This is a genomic window from Enterobacter cloacae complex sp. P43RS (assembly GCF_014930585.1).
Classification (GTDB): Bacteria; Pseudomonadota; Gammaproteobacteria; order Enterobacterales; family Enterobacteriaceae; genus Enterobacter; species Enterobacter bugandensis.
The window spans coordinates 38,102-57,008 of sequence record NZ_JADBRJ010000006.1 but is presented as its reverse complement, the minus strand read 5'-3'; the positions used below and the strand labels follow the sequence as shown (position 1 = coordinate 57,008).

At 55.8% G+C, this 18,907-nt stretch carries 17 protein-coding genes, 1 tRNA gene and 1 pseudogene; 8 read left to right on the top strand and 11 right to left on the bottom strand.

Annotated elements, in window-relative coordinates; genetic code table 11:
* Positions 1–46: 46 nt before the first annotated feature.
* Positions 47–424 carry a hypothetical protein gene (locus IM294_RS13845; protein WP_284733502.1) on the bottom strand — a complete coding sequence of 126 codons (378 nt, stop codon included), beginning with the start codon at positions 422–424 and terminating at the stop codon, positions 47–49.
* A pseudogene (locus tag IM294_RS22195) lies at positions 385–567 on the bottom strand (hypothetical protein); the annotation flags it as partial. The gene IM294_RS13845 and the pseudogene IM294_RS22195, both read right to left, overlap by 40 nt.
* Positions 568–1,404: 837 nt before the next feature.
* Between IM294_RS22195 and IM294_RS13835 the strand changes: the two are divergent.
* Positions 1,405–3,024, top strand: a complete 1,620-nt coding sequence (locus IM294_RS13835) for an ABC-F family ATP-binding cassette domain-containing protein (RefSeq protein ID WP_126818417.1) — start codon at positions 1,405–1,407, stop codon at positions 3,022–3,024.
* A gap of 38 nt (positions 3,025–3,062) precedes the next feature.
* Here IM294_RS13835 and IM294_RS13830 read toward each other — a convergent pair whose 3' ends face one another.
* On the bottom strand, positions 3,063–3,350 hold the full coding sequence (locus IM294_RS13830) for an HTH-type transcriptional regulator (RefSeq protein ID WP_028015078.1): 288 nt from the start codon (positions 3,348–3,350) through the stop codon (positions 3,063–3,065).
* Between the two features lie 331 nt (positions 3,351–3,681).
* Between IM294_RS13830 and IM294_RS13825 the strand changes: the two genes are divergently transcribed.
* Positions 3,682–4,392, top strand: coding sequence for a DUF3053 domain-containing protein (locus IM294_RS13825; protein WP_045260020.1), 711 nt, complete (start codon positions 3,682–3,684; stop codon positions 4,390–4,392).
* 247 nt (positions 4,393–4,639) lie between these two features.
* The gene (cspA, locus tag IM294_RS13820; protein WP_003860775.1) at positions 4,640–4,852 is read left to right on the top strand and encodes an RNA chaperone/antiterminator CspA; all 213 of its coding nucleotides are present in this window, start codon (positions 4,640–4,642) and stop codon (positions 4,850–4,852) included.
* A 58-nt stretch (positions 4,853–4,910) separates the two neighbouring features.
* On the opposite strand, the gene ghrB is transcribed toward cspA, so the two are convergent.
* The 6 genes from ghrB to IM294_RS13790 form a co-directional block, all read right to left on the bottom strand.
* A complete protein-coding gene (gene ghrB, locus IM294_RS13815) occupies positions 4,911–5,885 on the bottom strand; it encodes a glyoxylate/hydroxypyruvate reductase GhrB (RefSeq protein ID WP_126818418.1) in 975 nt (324 codons plus the stop codon).
* A gap of 26 nt (positions 5,886–5,911) precedes the next feature.
* Positions 5,912–7,192, bottom strand: coding sequence for an MFS transporter (locus IM294_RS13810; protein WP_028015081.1), 1,281 nt, complete (start codon positions 7,190–7,192; stop codon positions 5,912–5,914).
* A 117-nt stretch (positions 7,193–7,309) separates the two neighbouring features.
* A complete protein-coding gene (locus IM294_RS13805; RefSeq protein ID WP_049137203.1) occupies positions 7,310–8,248 on the bottom strand; it encodes a sugar kinase in 939 nt (312 codons plus the stop codon).
* A 3-nt stretch (positions 8,249–8,251) separates the two neighbouring features.
* Positions 8,252–9,001, bottom strand: a complete 750-nt coding sequence (locus IM294_RS13800) for a sugar phosphate isomerase/epimerase (protein WP_048958448.1) — start codon at positions 8,999–9,001, stop codon at positions 8,252–8,254.
* Positions 9,002–9,104: 103 nt separating this feature from the next.
* The gene (locus IM294_RS13795) at positions 9,105–10,121 is read right to left on the bottom strand and encodes a LacI family DNA-binding transcriptional regulator (protein ID WP_028015084.1); all 1,017 of its coding nucleotides are present in this window, start codon (positions 10,119–10,121) and stop codon (positions 9,105–9,107) included.
* A gap of 114 nt (positions 10,122–10,235) precedes the next feature.
* Positions 10,236–10,898 carry an OmpA family lipoprotein gene (locus IM294_RS13790; protein WP_008502762.1) on the bottom strand — a complete coding sequence of 221 codons (663 nt, stop codon included), beginning with the start codon at positions 10,896–10,898 and terminating at the stop codon, positions 10,236–10,238.
* A gap of 211 nt (positions 10,899–11,109) precedes the next feature.
* Here IM294_RS13790 and IM294_RS13785 point away from each other — a divergent pair, with 211 nt between their 5' ends.
* Entirely contained in the window at positions 11,110–13,389 is a 2,280-nt protein-coding gene (locus tag IM294_RS13785; protein WP_248211523.1) for a molybdopterin guanine dinucleotide-containing S/N-oxide reductase, read from the top strand.
* On the opposite strand, the gene IM294_RS13780 is transcribed toward IM294_RS13785, so the two are convergent.
* On the bottom strand, positions 13,352–13,798 hold the full coding sequence (locus tag IM294_RS13780; protein ID WP_028015086.1) for an N-acetyltransferase: 447 nt from the start codon (positions 13,796–13,798) through the stop codon (positions 13,352–13,354). The genes IM294_RS13785 and IM294_RS13780 overlap by 38 nt on opposite strands.
* On the bottom strand, positions 13,776–14,357 hold the full coding sequence (gene tag, locus IM294_RS13775) for a DNA-3-methyladenine glycosylase I (RefSeq protein ID WP_028015087.1): 582 nt from the start codon (positions 14,355–14,357) through the stop codon (positions 13,776–13,778). The genes IM294_RS13780 and tag overlap by 23 nt, the downstream gene beginning before the upstream one ends.
* A 160-nt stretch (positions 14,358–14,517) precedes the next feature.
* On the opposite strand from tag, the gene IM294_RS13770 reads away from it, so the two are divergent.
* From IM294_RS13770 to IM294_RS13755, 4 genes are all read left to right on the top strand, one after another.
* Positions 14,518–15,060, top strand: a complete 543-nt coding sequence (locus IM294_RS13770; RefSeq protein ID WP_045260015.1) for a lipase — start codon at positions 14,518–14,520, stop codon at positions 15,058–15,060.
* Between the two features lie 236 nt (positions 15,061–15,296).
* Entirely contained in the window at positions 15,297–16,499 is a 1,203-nt protein-coding gene (locus tag IM294_RS13765) for an MFS transporter (protein ID WP_041911599.1), read from the top strand.
* Between the two features lie 238 nt (positions 16,500–16,737).
* Positions 16,738–18,432 (top strand): kdo(2)-lipid A phosphoethanolamine 7''-transferase, encoded by a 1,695-nt coding sequence (eptB, locus tag IM294_RS13760; RefSeq protein WP_028015090.1) that lies wholly within the window; start codon positions 16,738–16,740, stop codon positions 18,430–18,432.
* A gap of 91 nt (positions 18,433–18,523) precedes the next feature.
* Positions 18,524–18,600, top strand: a tRNA-Pro gene (locus IM294_RS13755).
* The last annotated feature ends 307 nt before the right edge of the window (positions 18,601–18,907 follow it).

The following is an 18,907-nucleotide window of genomic DNA, read 5'->3' as shown; positions in this document are numbered from 1 at the left end:
TATGGGTCTTTTGTAGACCGGATAAGCGCAGCGCCATCCGGCAGGTTTAGCCGATCGCGATTGTACCTTCGTCTGTCTGCAGCCAGCGCGGTGCCTTCAGCGTATCAGCAAAGTAGCTGACCAGCTCGCACAGCAAATCTTCCATCACGATTTCAGATTGTCGCGACAGTGAGCCGTTCATCAGCATCTGCGTAAGCTCCTGACAGTAGCGCCCCAGCTGATCGCATTCGGGTTCGAAAGCCGGAACGCGTGACGGGAGTTCCTTCACGGTCAGGCTGGCTTTTAAAGCGTCCGGAACAGGTTCCAGAAGCGTGGGTTGCAGAAGATTCAGACAGGCATAAAGTCTGCCGTAAAGCGCCATTTTTGGGGCGGGTTCTTCGCAATCTACCAGTGCGTCGGTAAAACGTTCGCAGTTATCCGCCAGTTCGGTGAAGTCGGTGGCGTGGTTGAAGGGCAGGGTGAATAAAGAATGAGCTTGGGTTGGGGTAGTAGCCATATTGGCAGCCTCCGATAAGTGATAAAGCTTCCACCACCGGAAATGCTAACTTCGCTGGTGGTGGACTGAACAGAGTTAGCATTACCGGCCTTATCGGATACCGGCGCATCTTTCGATGCCCCTGCTCAGCCCACCATTGAGATGTAGCAAAGCATGCTGCACATAATGTGCCGCCGATAAGATAAGCCAGGATGCTAAACCCGGCACCTGATTTTGCAGGTGCAAAGAGAACTTACTGCTCATCAAAACAGGCGGCAATAGATTTGAGCTATGCCACAGAGGATATTACCATTTCTGGAAAGAGACTCGCAAAATTACCGCAATGAAAAGCATACTGCGGGCAGAGGTCTTACAGCGACGCTATGGTCCGGCTGTAAATCGCTGAGGCGTTTCCTGCAGGCCGGGGCGAGGCGCATGGATGCGCCGAGAGGGCGGGCTTTACAGGGATGTTACCTCCGCCCGTCCCCGATAAGCCGGAAGGAATAAGCCGAAGGTACCGCGTAGCGGCGATTTACCGCCGGGAGCCCGGGTAGCCAGGGTGGTGGCGACTGAGCCACCCTGGCACGTTCACGGGTATTGTCGTTACAGAGTAGCAAGGAACATAAAGTGAACGGAATGACCACCAGAGTCGTATGCTTCCCCTCACCCCAGCCCTCTCCCTCAAGGGAGAGGGGGCCGTCTGTGCAGGCAATATTTGGCGGGGATCCCTCAGCCCAAAGGGAGAGGGAGTACAAATCGTCCAAAATTTAACCTTGAAATAGTCAACCCATTACCGCTATCCTTATCTCCGTTAAATTTCTCGCTCTGGAGCGCCCCCCAAAAATGAACAAACACGACTGATGAATTTCGATCCTTGCTAAACGCCACCGCGTGGGCAGGGGATGTTTTGATTTCATTCAGGAGTGCTTATGGCTCATTTTGCGCAGTCCCCTTCTTTTATTCTGCATCAGGTCACCTGTCAGTTTGCGACGGGCGATACCCTTTTTGGTCCGCTGAGTTTTTCTCTGGAGCCGTCTCTGTGCGCTCTGGTTGGCCGTAACGGCAGCGGGAAAACGCGTCTGCTGCGTCTGCTGGCGGGGCTTGATGAGCCTGCAAGCGGGCATATTGAACGTACCGGAACCCATGTCTATGTGGCTCAGCAGCAGGACATTTTGCCGCACACGACGCTGGCTGAGCTGCTCGGGTACGAGGCCATCTTCGCGGCTCGAGCGCGTATCGACAGCGGCGATTACCAGCCTGACGATCTGGAACTGCTTGATGGATTCTGGGATTTAGCTGAACGTCTTGGCGAGGCGTTTGCCCGGGCGAAACTTCCGCCGTTTGATCCAGATAAGCCAGCCGGTGAGCTCAGCGGCGGCGAGCGTATTCGCGCGCTGCTGTGCGGGGCATTTACGGCTGAAGCGGATTTCCTGCTGCTGGACGAACCGACTAACCATCTGGATCGACAAGGACGGGCGTGGTTCTACGACCAGCTTGCCCGTTATCAGGGCGGCGTACTCGTCGCCTCCCATGACCGTGAGCTGCTGGCGCAGGTGCCGCGTATTCTTGAGCTAAGCAGCGGCGGCCTGCGCAGCTACGGCGGGAATTATGCGGATTATCAAACCCAGCGCGATGCCGAACAGCAGGCGGCCCGCGCGGCGCTGGAACATGCGGCCACGGAGCGCAAACGCACCCGCGCTCGTATGCAAAAAGAGCATGACGACAGCCAGCGGCGCTCGGCAAAAACATTACGCACCGTCGATACCCTGAATATCGCGTCGTTTGAACGCGTCAAATACAAAGGCGCGGCAAAGGAACGTATCGGCGCCTGGAAAAAACAGCACAGCGAGCAAAATGAAGCCCTGAATGCCGCGGTAAACAAGGCGCGTGAGCGGGTTGAAGAAGATAACCCGGTGATGTTTACCCTGCCGGGGAGTCAGATCCCGGAAGGTAAACAGGTGCTGGTGCTGGAAGATCTGGTGTTACCGCATGTGCCTGTTCCTCCGCTTAGCTGGCGGATGGATGGGCCAATGCGCGTGGCGCTAAAAGGTCCGAACGGCTGCGGGAAATCGACGCTGTTGAAAGCCATCCTCGGCGACATTAGTCCACGCTCAGGAACCTGCAAGGTATCGGTCAGCTGTGCTTATCTCGATCAGCATCTTTCCCGGCTCGATCTGTCGCAGTCGGTCATGACGCACCTCAACCTGGGCAATACGCCCCTGGAAGAAGGTATTTTACGTACCCGTTTAGCCCAGCTTCAGCTGGGGGCCGACAAAGTTTCGCTCCCGCTGGCGGAACTGAGCGGTGGTGAGCGTTTGAAGGCTGCGCTGGCCTGCGTGCTTTGGCGCGGGGAGGCCACGCAGCTGCTGTTGCTGGATGAACCGACCAACCATCTGGATCTGGCTTCAGTGCAGGCTATTGAAGCGGCGCTGGCTGGTTTCCCCGGCGGGCTGCTGGTGGTGTCACACGATGATGCGTTTTTAAAAGGGTTAACGTTGACGCACGAGATGGTGTGGGAAGAGACGGGCTGGCGTTTCGAGAGCCTTTAAACACAAGCCCCCGCAGAGGCGGGGGCGTTCAAACTTTACTACGCTATCTGTTTGCTGAGTGCAGGGTTGGCCTGAATCAGGCGCATCAGCTTTAACTCGGTTGGGGTGGGTTTCTCTCGTTTTGACTCCCACTCCAGCACCATAGCCACGCTGACACCCATCGCTCTGGCGAATTCTTCAGTTTTCAGTCCTGTCCCTTTGCGCAATTGCTCATATTCTGTAAAGGGATTGGATTTTTGTTGCAGGGTAATGGCCTGCGGTACATCTTTAAAAACGATCTGTTCCAGACTGCTCAGCAGCTCAAACTCAGGATCTTTATATTCCATTGAGAACTCCTCTTAAATCTCACATCGTGATCAAGAACATCAGAGAGCCAATTAAGAATAGTCCCTAATACAAACCAAGGATCGTCACGGCTGTGATTAATCGTGCGGTAACGATCGCTTTACGCGATTCAGCTATCTGGATAGTTATGCTAATTCCCTGATTAACCATATGTCGGCTTCGCCAGGTATTTTTTTGTAAATAGTAAGAAATAAATCGGCAATAGTCGTTTTACATGAAAAGAGTATCTTGCAAGGCTGACCTGGACTATCCTTGTCAGCGTCGGGCACGCGTGTGCCGGTGTGCGCTTTTTTGGGTGAAAGGAGTAATAAAATGGCGACAGGAAAGTCCTGCTCTCGCTGGTTTGCGCCTATTGCGGCGTTGTTGATGGTTGTTAGCCTGAGTGGGTGTTTTGATAAAGAAGGCGATCAGCGCAAAGCGTTTATCGATTTTCTGCAGAATACAGTGATGCGCAGCGGCGAGCGGTTGCCGACGCTGACTGCGGATCAGAAAAAACAGTTTGGCCCCTTTGTGTCTGATTACGCCATTCTTTATGGGTATTCACAGCAGGTGAGCCAGGCGATGGACTCCGGTATCCGCCCGGTAGTGGATAGCGTGAACGCCATCCGTGTTCCCCAGGATTATATGACTCAGCGCGAGCCGCTGCGCCAGTCCAACGGTGCGCTCGGCGTGCTGAGCCAGCAGCTGCAAAATGCGAAAATGCAGGCTGACGCGTCACGTTCTGCGCTGAAGCAGGGCGAGGATCTAAAACCGGTCTTCGATAAAGTGTATGAGAAAGTAGTGACGAAACCGTCTGAAGCGATACAACCGCTGATTCCGGCCGCGCAGGTCTTCACTCAGCAGCTGGTTCAGGTCGGGGATTTCATCTCGCAGCAGGGGACACAGGTGAGCTTTGTTGCCAACGGCATTCAGTTCCCTACCTCGCAGCAGGCAAGTCAGTACAATACGCTGATTGGGCCGCTGGCCGCCCAGCACCAGGCCTTTAGCCAGGCGTGGGGCGCAGCAGTCGCTGCTACAGAATAAACCGAAAAACCCCGCCTCAGGCGGGGTTTTTTTTCGGCATTCAGAAAATAACGCTTGTCATTCCTCTACCACATCGGTATAACTGTTCGCGTCGGTTTGTTACACAGACCTAAAGCAGTTTAGTAAAGCAGTCCAGATTGTTATCCATAGATACCCTTCGTAGTGACCCTTCCTTCATCGCTTAAAAATCTGTAACGCAATCCATCAAGCCGGAAGGCACAATATATTTGTTAATAAGGTAATTTCTATGTCTGCTAAAATGACTGGTCTGGTTAAATGGTTCAACGCTGATAAAGGTTTCGGCTTCATCACTCCTGACGATGGCTCTAAAGACGTGTTCGTACACTTCTCTGCTATCCAGAACGATGGCTACAAATCTCTGGACGAAGGTCAGAAAGTTTCCTTCACCATCGAAAGCGGCGCTAAAGGCCCAGCAGCTGGTAACGTTGTAAGCCTGTAAGCTTCCAACCCAGTAGCACAAAATTCAAAAACCCGCCTTCTGGCGGGTTTTTTCGTTTCTACTGTTGGATCTGCGGGTTAACGCAGTTCCTGTCTACTTTTCCAGCAAGCGCGGCTATCAGGTTTTCTACTGCCGTCGCCGCCATATTGTAGCGCGTCTCGTGGGTAGCAGAGCCGATGTGTGGCAGGGCGACGACGTTTGGCATGCTCAGCAGTGGGGAGTCCACCGGAAGCGGCTCCTGCTCAAACACGTCCAGACCCGCGGCGTGGATCTCGCCGCTCTGCAGCGCTTCAATCAGCGCCTGCTCATCCACCACCGGGCCGCGACCCGCGTTGATGAAGATGGCGGACTTCTTCATTTTTTCAAACGCGGATTTGCCAATCAGATGGCGCGTTTCATCCGTCAGCGGCAGGATCAGGCAAACAAAATCGGCTTCCTGCAGCAGCGTATCCAGCTCGCAGTAACGCGCGTTGAAGCGTTCTTCTGCTTCACTGTGATGACGGCGCGCGTTATACAGAATCGGCATGTTGAAGCCGAAATGCGCGCGCTGCGCCAGCGCCAGCCCGATACGCCCCATACCCACGATGCCCAGCGTTTTGCCATGCACATCCACGCCGAACCAGTCCGGCCCAATGCTTTTCGTCCATTCGCCGGCTTTCACACGCTCGGCCACTTCCACCACGCGACGGGCCGTGCTAAGCACCAGCGCCATCAGCGTATCTGCCACGGTTTCCGTCAGGGCATGCGGCGTGTGCATCAGCAGGATTTTACGGGCGTTCAGGGCATCCACGTCGAAATTGTCATAACCCACGGAAACGGTTGAGGTAGCACGAAGCTTCGGCATTTTCTCCAGCAGGGCGACATCCACTTTTTCGCTTGAACCCAGCAGGCCTTCGGCGTTGGCGAACGCATCGGCATGCTGCGCCACGGTCTCCGGGCTCAGGTTCTTCACCTGCGTAACGGTGAAGTGTTCTTCCAGGCGTTTCTGCAGATCTTCCGGCAGAGCTTTATACAAAATGACGGACGGCTTCATGCTAATCTCCGTTGATTTTTAAGGATTCAGGCGTGGCGTGCGCCGACGAGGTGCTGTTGATTATTAGCAGGCTTAACAATCAAAGTAAGCCACACGGAGGCGAAAAGCGCTACCCCCATAAAGATGTACGACGCGGATGGGCTGCCGGTCACACCGTTCAGATAGCCGACGAACCAGGATCCGCAGAACGACCCCAGCGCGCCCATACTGTTAATCAATGCCATTGCACCGCCCGCGACGTTACGCGGCAGCATTTCCGGGATGATGGCAAAAAACGGACCGTACGGGGCGTACATGGCGGCACCGGCAATCACCAGCAGGGTATAAGAGGCCCAGAAGTGATTCGCGCCCACCGCCCACGAGCCGATGAAGGCGAAAGCGGCAATCAGCAGCAGCGGCCAGACAAACAGCTTGCGGTTTTGCAGCTTGTCCGACGCCCAGGAGACAACGATCATCGCGATGGTCGCTGCGAGATACGGTACGGAAGAGAGCCAGCCCACTTCCACCATGCCGAGGTTCTCGCCGCCGCTGCGGATAATCGACGGCAGCCACAGCACAAACCCGTACACGCCGATACTCCAGGTAAAGTACTGCGCGCAGAGCAGGATAACGTTGCGGGAGCGGAACGCTTCGCCGTAGTTGCGTACCGCCTTCAGCCCCTGCTGCTCTTTATCCAGTTGCGCCTGCAGCGCCGCTTTTTCATCTTCGGAAAGCCACTTCGCCTGGGCAGGCTTATCTTTTACCAGCACCCACCAGCAGAATGCCCAGATAATTGCGGGTACCCCTTCGATGATAAACATCTCGCGCCAGCCGAAGGACTGGATCAGGTAGCCGGAGACTACCGACATCCACAGTACGGTGACCGGGTTACCGAGGATCAGGAAGGTATTCGCGCGTGAACGTTCAGATTTGGTAAACCAGTTGCTGATGTAAATCAGCATCGCCGGCATGACTGCTGCCTCAACGACGCCGAGAATAAAGCGAATGGCGGCCAGGGCAGGAATATTGTTCACCACGCCGGTCAGTGACGCGCAGGCGCCCCACAGGATCAGACAGATGAAGATCAGCTTACGCACGCTGCGGCGTTCCGCGTAAATCGCGCCGGGGATCTGGAAGAAGAAGTAGCCCAGGAAGAAAAGGGCACCCAGCAGGGATGAAATACCTTTGGTGATGCCGAGGTCTTCGGTGATCCCCGCTGCGGATGCGAAGCTGAAGTTGGCACGATCGAGGTACGCCAGGCTATACGTGATAAACACGATTGGCATGATGTACCACCAGCGTTTTACTGCATTGGTCGAACTGTTCATAGGCTTGCCTCTGTTGTTGAGGTTGTTACCGCCGTTGTCTGTAGGGTACACGGTGGCTTAATTATTTGGTGTGGCATGCTGCCCTCACCCTGGCCCTCTCCCACAGGGAGAGGGAATTTAAACGCCGAGCTCTGCTCGCGTTGGCAATCCTTCGCTGTCGCCCTGCACCTGAATCGCCAGCGAGCCAATCTTATTGCCCCGCGCGACGGCCTGCTGCAGCGGTTTGCCTTCCAGCAGGGCGCTAATGACGCCTACGGCAAAGCCATCGCCCGCGCCGACGGTGTCGACAACGTTCTCAACCTTCACCGCCGCGACCGCGCCCTGTTCGCCGTCTGCCGTTTTGAACCATGCACCATCGGCACCGGTCTTCAGCACCACCGCTTTTACCCCTTGATTCAGATAGAAATCAGCAATGCCTTCCGGCGTATTTTCACCCGTCAGAATCATCCCCTCTTTCAGGCCCGGCAGAACCCAGTCAGCCTGGAACGCCAGGCGGTTCAGCTTCTCGACCATTTCCGCTTCGCTTTTCCACAGCACCGGGCGCAAATTCGGATCGAAAGAGATCGTTTTGCCCAGCGACTTCATGGTCGTTGCCGCATGGTCCAGCAGTTCATAGGAACTGTCAGAGAGCGCCGCCGCCACGCCGCTCAGGTGCAGATGGCGCGCGGAGGCAAAATAGCCGGCGTGGTAATCTTCCGTTGAGAGATGGCTTGCCGCCGAACCTTTGCGGAAATACTCCACGATGGGATCGGTTCCATTTTCGACTTTAGATTTAAGCTGAAAGCCGGTAGGAAAGCGTCCGTCCAGGGTGACGCCTGCGGCATCAATATTCTCTTTTTTCAGTGAGTCGAGAACGAAATGGCCAAAGCTGTCATCCCCCACGCGGCTGACCCAGCCGACGTTCAGACCGAGACGCGCCAGGCCGGTCGCGACGTTTAGCTCTGCGCCCGCTACGCGTTTGATAAAGTGCTCTACCGTGCTCAGTTCGCCCGTTTCGGTCGCGACAAACATCGCCATAGCCTCGCCGATCGTGATGGCATCCAGCGTTTTGTGCATGATTTACTCCTCGCGCAGCAGGTTGACGTAATGACGGGTAACGGCGGTTAAATCCGCCCCTTCCAGCGGGAACTCAATACCGCGCGGAGCATCTGCAGGCAGCTGGCCGAGCAGATCCAGCCAGCGGGCGTCTGCGCGGTCCGGCGCTACGGCGCGGAAGTTATCTTTATGCGGAACGGCGGCTTTAACGTGGATATAGCTCACCGCAGGGGCCAGGTGACGTGCGGCCTCTTCGGGGGAGTCGCCGACCCACAGCCAGTTGCCCATGTCGAAGGTCAGCGTGACGGGCAACGCCATTTCCCGACAGGAGGCCTGGAAGCGCCGCATGGGCGCGAGCTGCCCGCAGTCGGTCTGATCGTTCTCCACGACAAGCGCCATACCGCTGGCATTCAGCAGGGCGCGCAGGGCGTCGAGAGGCTGTGTGTCGCTGAAATGGCCGAGGGAAACCTTCAGCCACAGGGCGTTAAGGGTGTTGGCCTCAGAGAGATAGCGGGGCAGGTCCGGGTTAAGGGTGCCGTCGGCCATAAACAGGGCGGCGGGCGCGGAGTAGCACGCCAGCAGACCCATTAGCTCGATGGATTCGCTCAGTGCAGGCAGCGCCAGCAGCTCTTCGCTGTTAAACAGTTCGCGGCGGATCTCCACGCCGTCTGCCCCTGCGCCTGCAATAACGGGGAGCATCGCCCGCTGACCGCCTGCCTGTCGCACCTGTTCCGCGCCATACGCGGCGGTGACCACCATGATTTTCCTGCCCATCTTCGGACTCCATCGCAACATATCAATACTATTACGCTAGATGGAACCGGTTCCAAAGAAAAGATCAGGATGTCGAATTTATGATCGCTATCACAAGGGGGAATTAACGGGCGGTGGAGCCGCGAACGATCAGCTCGCCGGAGAAGACCTGCTCGCGTACGGCATCGCGGGTACCTTCAATACGACGAATCACTTGTTCTACAGCGGCATAGCCAATCTGCCAGGTGGGTTGTTTAAGGGTCGTAATACCCACGCCAGCGAGCTCCGCCCACTCCAGCTCATCAAAGCCCAGCAGACCGATATCGCTGCCCCAGTGCAGGCCAATGCGCTTGAGCGAGCGGGCGACCTGAAGCGTCAGCGCCCCGTTGGCGGAGATAACGGCTTTGCGCATCCCGCGATGGCGGGTATGGAACTGGCGCAGGGTGTTGTCGATCTGGTCGGCTTCGTGAAGCGGCGTTTCGGCATTTTCGGCGATCGCACCGGGATAACGCGCAAGCGTGGCGCGAAATGCCGCCAGGCGGTCGCGTCGGGTATTTACCATGCCCAGCGGTTCGCTCAGGAAAAGAATCGCTTCGAAGCCCTGTTCGATCAGGTGCTCGGTCGCGGTTGTGGCTGCCTGGGTGTTATCCAGCCCGACGACATCGCAGGCGAATTCCGGGATTTTACGGTCGATGAGGACCATGGGCAGGGAGGACTGCTGCAGGCGGTTCAGGCCCTCTTCACGCATGCCTACTGCGTTAACCACAATCCCTTCCACCTGGTAGCTGCGCAGCAGATCGAGGTAGTGCAGCTCCTGGTCGACTTCGTTGTTGGTATTACAGACCAGCGGCGTGAAGCCCTTCTCGCGGCAGGCGGCCTCGATACCGCTGAGGACGTTGACAGAGTAGGGGTTGGTGATATCGGCGATAATAAGGCCGATCAAACGGGTGCGACCGCGTTTGAGCCCGCGCGCCATCAGGCTGGGACGATAGTCGAGATCGGCAATGGCCTGTTCAATACGCGCCAGCAATGCGTCGGACAGCAGATGTTTCTCGCCGTTAAGGTAGCGCGAAATGCTGGTTTTACCGGTTTTGGCGGCTTTCGCCACGTCGCTGATGGTGGCCCGGGCTGGTTTGCTCATCGCTGATTTCCCTGAATTTAGTGAGAATACCTTAGCGGGAAAATCAACGATGGCAAGTGGTTCATGCCGGGGTGTGCGGTCTGTTGCCCTCACCCCGGCCCTCTCCCTCGGGGATTACTGAATCGGGCTCAACGTAATCTCTACGCGACGGTTTTGCGCTTTACCTTCCGCCGTGCTGTTGCTGGCGATAGGATTGGCAGGGCCCATGCCGCTGGTGCGGATGCGGTTTGCTTCAACGCCCTGGGTTATCAGGGAGCTGGCCACGGAATCGGCACGCTGCTGAGACAGACGCATGTTCAGATCCTGGCTGCCGGTGCTGTCGGTGTAGCCAATCACGTTCACGGCGGTCTTGTTGTACTCTTTCAGCACCATCGCCACGCCGGTCAGGGTGTTCGCGCCCGCAGGTTTCAGCGTGGCGCTGCTGCTGTCAAAGGTCACATTGTTCGGCATGTTCAGGATGATGTTATCGCCGCTGCGGGTGACGCTCACGCCGGTTCCCTTCATTTTGTCGCGCAGTTTCGCTTCCTGCACGTCCATGTAATAACCGACGCCGCCGCCCAGCGCCGCACCTGCCGCTGCGCCAATCAGCGCACCTTTGCCGCGGTCTTTCTTGGAGGAGGAGAGTGCCCCAACGCCTGCGCCGACCAGCGAGCCGATACCTGCGCCGATGCCGGATTTACCCGCTTCGCGCTCACCGGTGTAAGGGTTGGTTGTGCAGCCAGAAACAGCCAGTGCACCGCTCACCAGAGCGGCAATAACGAGTACGCGTTTTTTCATCTTCTTTCCTTAATCCTTTTTATTCTTTGCCACGGCGAGCGTGGCAGTTGATTATGACGTCCAGATACGGAGAAAATTCCGGGTATAACTCTGAAATTTGTGACAAACCATAAACGACCTCAACGAGAAGGCCGTAAACCTGCACGCAACCAGGAGCGCACGCTTGAGCACCTCAACAAAAACCATTCTGACCGCCGCCCACTGGGGGCCGATGCTGGTCGAAACCGATGGCGAAAATGTTCTGTCGTCCCGTGGGGCACTGCCAACACAACATCCCAATTCGTTACAGACCGTCGTACGCGATCAGGTGCACAGCAAAACGCGCGTGCGATGGCCGATGGTGCGCAAAGGTTTTCTGGCCTCGCCGGATAAACCGCAGGGGATCCGTGGTCAGGATGAGTTTGTTCGCGTGAGTTGGGACGATGCGCTGGCGCTGATCCATACGCAGCATAAGCGCATTCGCGACAGCTATGGCCCATCGTCCATTTTTGCCGGCTCCTATGGCTGGCGCTCGAACGGCGTGCTGCACAAGGCCTCGACCCTGCTGCAGCGCTACATGAGCCTGGCCGGGGGCTATACCGGTCATCTCGGGGATTACTCCACCGGTGCGGCGCAGGCGATCATGCCGTACGTCGTGGGCGGGAACGAAGTGTACCAGCAGCAGACCAGCTGGCCGCTGGTGCTGCAGCACACCGACGTGGTGGTGCTGTGGAGCGCCAACCCGCTGAACACGCTGAAAATTGCCTGGAATGCCAGCGACGAGCAGGGGATTGGGTATTTCGACGCGCTGCGCAAAAGCGGCAAACGCATCATCTGCATTGATCCGATGCGTTCTGAAACTATGGATTTCTTCGGCGACAGCGCCGAGTGGATTGCTCCGCATATGGGCACCGACGTGGCGATGATGCTGGGTATCGCCCATACGCTGGTGGAGAACGGCTGGCACGACCGCGATTTCCTCGCCCGGTGCACCTCCGGCTTCGACAAATTCGCCGACTACCTGACGGGCGAATCTGATGGGGTAGTGAAAACGGCAGAGTGGGCCGCGGAAATTTGTGGCGTTCCAGCCGCTAAAATCCGCGAACTGGCGGTACTGTTCCATAAAAATACCACGATGTTAATGTCCGGCTGGGGGATGCAGCGCCAGCAGTTCGGCGAGCAGAAACACTGGATGCTGGTGACGCTTGCCGCGATGCTAGGACAGATTGGTACGCCGGGCGGCGGTTTTGGTCTTTCCTATCACTTTGCGAACGGCGGTAACCCAACGCGTAAAGCTGCAGTGCTGGCGTCCCTGCAAGGCTCGGTGCAGGGCGGCGTGGATGCCGTGGATAAAATCCCGGTGGCGCGAATCGTTGAAGCCCTGGAAAACCCGGGCGGTTTTTATCAGCATAACGGTCTGGACCGCCACTTCCCGGACATTAAGTTTGTCTGGTGGGCGGGCGGGGCAAACTTCACGCACCATCAGGATACCAATCGCCTGATCCGCGCCTGGCAAAAGCCGGAGCTGGTGGTGATTTCCGAGTGCTTCTGGACCGCCTCGGCCAAACATGCCGATATCGTGCTGCCGGCGACCACGTCGTTTGAGCGTAACGATCTCACCATGACCGGCGATTACAGCAACCAGCATATGGTGCCGATGAAGCGCGTGGTGGCCCCGCGTGATGAAGCGCGTGATGATTTTGACGTGTTTGCTGAACTGAGCGAGCTCTGGGAAGCGGGCGGTCGCGAACGCTTTACCGAAGGGAAAAATGACCTGCAGTGGCTGGAGAGTTTCTACCAGATCGCCGGACAGCGCGGTGCGGCGCAGGGCGTGACGCTTCCGCCATTTGCTGAATTCTGGGAGGCGAACCAGATTCTCGAAATGCCGGAAAGCGAACAGAACGCCCGATTTGTCCGTTTCGCCGATTTCCGTCGCGACCCGGAAAACCATCCGCTTAAAACCGAGAGCGGCAAGATTGTGATCTACAGCGAGCGCATCGCCAGCTTTGGATATGCCGATTGTCCGCCACACCCTTCGTGGCTGGAGCCGGACGAGTGGCACGGCAACGCTCAGCCGGAGCAGCTGCAGGTGCTGTCTGCCCATCCGGCGCATCGTCTGCACAGTCAGCTTAACTACACCTCTCTGCGCGAGCAGTATGCGGTCGCCGGGCGGGAGCCAATTACGCTGAATACTTTAGACGCCAAAGCGCGTGGGATTGCGGACGGTGACGTGGTGCGCGTGTGGAACCAGCGTGGACAGGTGCTGGCAGGGGCGGTGGTCAGCGACGGGATTAAGCCAGGCGTGATCTGTATTCATCAGGGAGCCTGGCCCGACCTTGAGCCCACCGAAGGTGGGATCTGTAAAAACGGGGCGGTTAACGTGCTGACCAAAGATCTCCCCAGCTCGAAGCTGGGGAATGGTTGCGCAGGGAACACGGCGCTGGCCTGGGTCGAGAAATATGAGGGGCCCGAGCTTACCTTAACGGCGTTTGATCCGCCTGCCAGCTCATGATCCACGTCGGGTGTTGGGTGTCATCCTGCCAGGCGCTGTCTTCAATGCGAAAGCCCTGAGCATGGTAGAAATTCACTGCCCGGACGTTTTTCTGATACACCTCCAGGGTTAAGTGCGGGAAGCGCTGTTGAACATGGTTCAGCAGCGCGCGCCCGATGCCTTTTCCGATATACGCTGGCGTAACGAACAGCGCCCCTACAAACTGCGACTGTATGACGCTGATAAAACCGCGCGGCGTGCCGTTCTCCTCCCAGACCCAGGTTTCGGCGGCGGGAAGGTATTCATCCCGCACCAGCGCTTCGTTCGCTTTCCAGTAGTCGGCGTCGATAAACGGATGCGCCTCGGTGGTGCTCTCAAGCCACAGTCTCAGGAGCTGAGCGGTATTCTCACTGTGCCATTTGCGGATCATGGTTGCCCTCCGGGTGGCAGATGCAGCCCGTAATATGGTCATTGACCAGCCCGCAGGCTTGCATAAAGGAGTAACAGATGGTGGTGCCCACAAACTTGAAGCCGCGTTTTTTCAGCGCTTTCGACAGGGCATCCGAGGCAGGGGTCGAGGTTGGGATCTCTGCAAGCGTGGCGGCCCGCGTCACCTTCGGCTCGTTATCCACAAACGACCAGACAAATGCTGAGAAGGGTTCGCCGTTTTGCTCCATCGCCAGATAAGCCCGCGCGTTACCGATAATGGCCTGAATTTTACCGCGATGGCGGATGATACCGGGATTCAGAACCAGCCTTTCCACGTCGTCGTCGGTCATGGCGGCTACCGCAGCCGGATTGAACCGGTGGAAGGCATTGCGGTAGTTCTCACGCTTTTTCAGAACGGTGATCCACGACAGACCGGCCTGCTGGCCTTCAAGGCAAATCATTTCAAACAGTTTTTCACCGTCGGTTTCCGGTACGCCCCATTCCTTGTCGTGATAATCGATATAAAGCTGATCCTGGCTTACCCAACCGCAACGTTGCATAGGTCATCTCCCTTCCTGATACGATAAACGCAAAAATTTCAATCTGCCCGGCTTGACGTGTCTGCTAAAGAGACAATAGTTAATACAGGGCTATATGCCCCAATACCTCTTCGAACAATGACATATATCGCCGAACTCGGCTCTTTCTGGAGTCGCTTTGATGATGATAAAAAAAATCAGTGGTCGCCATGCTGCTTCTGGCCTGGTGGGCGTTTCAGCCTGCCTGCTTATATGTAACACCGCTTTTGCGTGGCAACAGGAATATATCGTTTCAGATGCACAAAGTAATACGACAGAACGCTATACATGGGACGCCGATCACCAACCTCGTTATGAAGATATTCTCGCGGAGCGTATTAACCATTCGCAGAATGCTGCGGGCTTTGCGCTGAACGACCCATCCGGGTCGGATGCGGAAACCGTTCTGAGCGTTGGCTGGAATTTTCCCGTGGCGGGGCATATCACAACCGGGCCGGTCATGGCGTGGCGCACAGAGGGCACTCCACCCTCAACGGTAAATACGTTTAGTGATACAACCACCGCGCAGTCGCTTACCGAACCCCTCTGGCATGCCAGCGTGAACTCGCTGGGGTGGCGCGTTGATACCCAGTACGGCGATTTACACCCCTGGGCGAAGATCAGCTACAACCAGCAGTCGGAAGAAGAATATTTGTATACCCTGGGCTTAAGCGCCAAATTTTAGGGTTGTTACTTTTTTAAACGCTGCGGTAACATATTTAATACAATAACGGCGAGGGGTGTGGTGATAGTGGTCACTCACCTTTAAACGTTTTCTTCTCCGACAAGGTCGTTCATTCCCGCTTCCAGGCATTTCATTCCGTTTCTCCTGCATTTCATGCCGTTTTACCCCTGGCATTTTGGGGTTTTGTTTATCGTGTCCTCAGCGAACTTCCTTAATTTCTCTTGCAGGATACTGCCATGAACACCTCAACCTATAACCGCACGCGCTGGCTGACGCTATTCGGCACCATCATTACCCAGTTCGCACTGGGTTCGGTTTATACCTGGAGTCTGTTTAACAGCGCCTTGTCTGATAAGCTCGGCGCGCCGATAAGCCAGGTGGCATTCTCCTTCGGCTTACTGAGTCTTGGATTAGCGATTTCCTCTTCCGTGGCGGGCAAACTTCAGGAACGCTTCGGCGTGAAGCGCGTGACCATGGCCTCCGGCATTCTGCTGGGCCTGGGCTTTTTCCTGACGGCGCATTCCAGCAACCTGATGATGCTGTGGCTGAGCGCCGGCGTGCTGGTGGGGCTGGCGGACGGCGCAGGTTACCTGCTGACGCTGTCGAACTGCGTGAAGTGGTTCCCGGAGCGTAAAGGCTTGATCTCCGCGTTTGCTATCGGCTCCTATGGCCTGGGCAGCCTTGGCTTTAAATTTATCGACTCTCAACTGCTGGCGTCCGTTGGCCTCGAAAAAACGTTCATGATCTGGGGGGCTATTGTCCTGGTGATGATTCTGTTTGGTGCCACGCTGATGAAAGATGCCCCGCAGCAGGAAGTGAAAACCGTAAACGGCGTGGTGGAGAATGATTTCACCCTCGCACAGTCCATGCGTAAGCCGCAGTACTGGATGCTGGCGGTGATGTTCCTGACGGCCTGCATGAGCGGTCTGTATGTTATTGGCGTGGCGAAAGATATCGCGCAGGGGATGGTAAAACTGGATGCCGCGACGGCGGCGAATGCGGTGACGGTCATCTCCATTGCTAACCTCTCGGGTCGTCTGGTGCTCGGTATCCTGTCTGACAAAATCGCCCGCATCCGCGTGATTACGCTGGGGCAGGTCATCTCTCTGGTAGGCATGGCGGCGCTGCTGTTTGCACCGCTGAACGAGGCGACCTTCTTTGCGGCGATTGCCTGCGTCGCCTTTAACTTCGGCGGCACCATTACCGTTTTCCCGTCGCTGGTGAGCGAGTTCTTTGGCCTCAACAATCTGGCGAAAAACTACGGCGTCATTTATCTCGGCTTCGGTATCGGCAGTATCTGCGGGTCGCTGATTGCCTCGCTGTTCGGTGGCTTCTACGTAACCTTCTGCGTGATATTTGCCTTGCTGATTATCTCGCTGGCGCTGTCCACAACGATTCGTCAGCCGCAGCGCGAGGTGTATAAAGAAGCGCATGCATGATTCGATGAAAAGGGGCCTCAGGGCCTCTTTTTTTTATCTCAACATCACTTCCGGACTTGTTATTTTGTAAAAAATTTCCTCGATCACACTCTCTGCTGCCACTTTTCTTTCCCGCTGTGGTCTACTTATCGCGCTTGTAGACGTTTCTGATAACGGTTTCGCTCGCATCTACTTACTCTGTCAGCTTTCTCACTGAGATTCGGCGGGTCTTTATACCCCTTCCCCCAGGGTTGTTTGCATGAAATATATTAGGTCTCTTACCCAGCAAAGATTGTGTCTGATGCTGGCTGTCTATATCGGTTTGTTTCTGAATGGCGCGGTACTGTTCAGACGTGTGGAAGGTTATTTCGAACACCTCAGCGTAAGAAATGGAATTTTTGCCGTCATTGAAGTGTTTGGCTCTATCCTGGCAACCTTCTTCCTGTTACGCCTGCTCTCGCTTTTTGGCCGACGTACATGGCAAATTCTGGCCTCGCTGGTGGTGATTATCTCTGCCGCCGCAAGCTATTACATGACATTCATGAACGTGGTCATTGGCTACGGTATTGTCGCCTCGGTGATGACCACGGACATCGACCTCTCGAAAGAGGTGGTGGGTCAAGGGTTCATCATATGGACGATTTTGACCTGCCTGATCCCGCTCTTCTTTATCTGGAGTAATACCTGCCGTTATACCCTGTTACGCCAGCTGCGTACCCGGGGACAGCGCATCCGCAACGTCGCCGTCGTTCTGCTGGCGGGCCTGCTGGTGTGGGCGCCGATTCGCCTGATGGAAAAACAGCAAAAACGGATCGAAAAAGCGACGGGCGTGGATATGCCGAGCTATGGCGGCGTGGTGGCTAACTCGTATCTGCCGTCCAACTGGCTGTCCGCGTTAGGTCTTTACGCCTGGGCGCAGGCGGACGAATCCAGCGATGTAAAATCGCTGATTAACCCGACCAAAAAGTTCACCTACCAGGCGCCGGCTGACGGGCTGGATGATACTTACGTAGTCTTTGTCATCGGTGAAACGACGCGCTGGGATCATATGGGTATCCTCGGTTATGACCGCGATACCACACCGAAACTGGCGCAGGAGAAGAATCTGGTGGCTTACCGCGGCTATTCCTGCGATACCGCCACGAAGCTCTCGTTGCGCTGTATGTTTGTGCGTGAAGGCGGGGCGAGCGATAACCCGCAACGTACGCTGAAAGAACAAAACGTCTTTGCCGTGCTGAAGCAGCTTGGATTTAGCTCCGATCTGTTCGCCATGCAAAGTGAGATGTGGTTCTACACCAACACGCTGGCAGATAACATCGCGTATCGTGAGCAGATTGGTGCCGAGCCTCGCAACCGCGGGAAAAACGTGGACGACATGCTGCTGCTTGAGGAGATGTCCCAGTCTCTGAAGAATCACCCGCAGGGCAAACATCTCGTCATTCTGCATACCAAAGGGTCGCATTACAGTTATTACCAGCGTTACACGCGCGATTTCGCGAAATGGCAGCCTGAGTGCGTAGGCATTAATAAAGACTGCAGCAAGCAGGAGCTGATCAACGCCTACGATAACTCGGTACTGTATGTGGATACCTTCCTGAGCCGGGTGATCGACCAGCTGCGTGATAAAAAAGCGATTGTTATCTACGCCGCAGACCACGGTGAGTCCATTAATGAGAAAGAGCACCTGCACGGTACGCCGCGCAAGCTGGCACCGCCGGAGCAGTTCCGCGTGCCGATGATCATGTGGATGTCGGATAAGTATCTTGAAAATCCGGAGAAAGCGAAGATGTTTGCTCAGCTTAAGAAAGAGGCGGAAATGAAGGTGCCGCGCCGTCACGTTGAGCTGTATGACACCATTATGGGTTGCCTCGGCTATACCTCACCGAACGGTGGGATTAACGAAAACAACAACTGGTGTAAACTCCCTGATAACACCGCAAAAGCCGCGCAGTAGCTGCTCTGGCGAGAATATCGCCAGTTGAATGGCTTTTTGAAAATAAGGGATTGACGGGGGCGCACCTCAGCAGTAAGATGCGCTCCGCATTCGGCGAGTAGCGCAGCTTGGTAGCGCAACTGGTTTGGGACCAGTGGGTCGGAGGTTCGAATCCTCTCTCGCCGACCACATTCTGAAAAGGGCTAACCGCAAGGTTAGCCCTTTTTGCATTAACGGCTTACTCATCCTGATTCAGTAAAATGCCCCTTATCCCCGCTTCTTCCTGCCTGTTAACGATTTTGTGACATAATCCATTGTATTTTTTTATATATAGATTGATCTTTTTTCGCGTTGCTTATGGATAACCTCAGCATTTTTCGCTGTGCGTTTTAACGTTCGCGGTATTTAGTGCTCAGATAATCACCATTCTGCAAGAAAATTTACCCATTCTGAATAAAAGTTAATCACTGATTGTTGCGAAATATGAAGATATTTG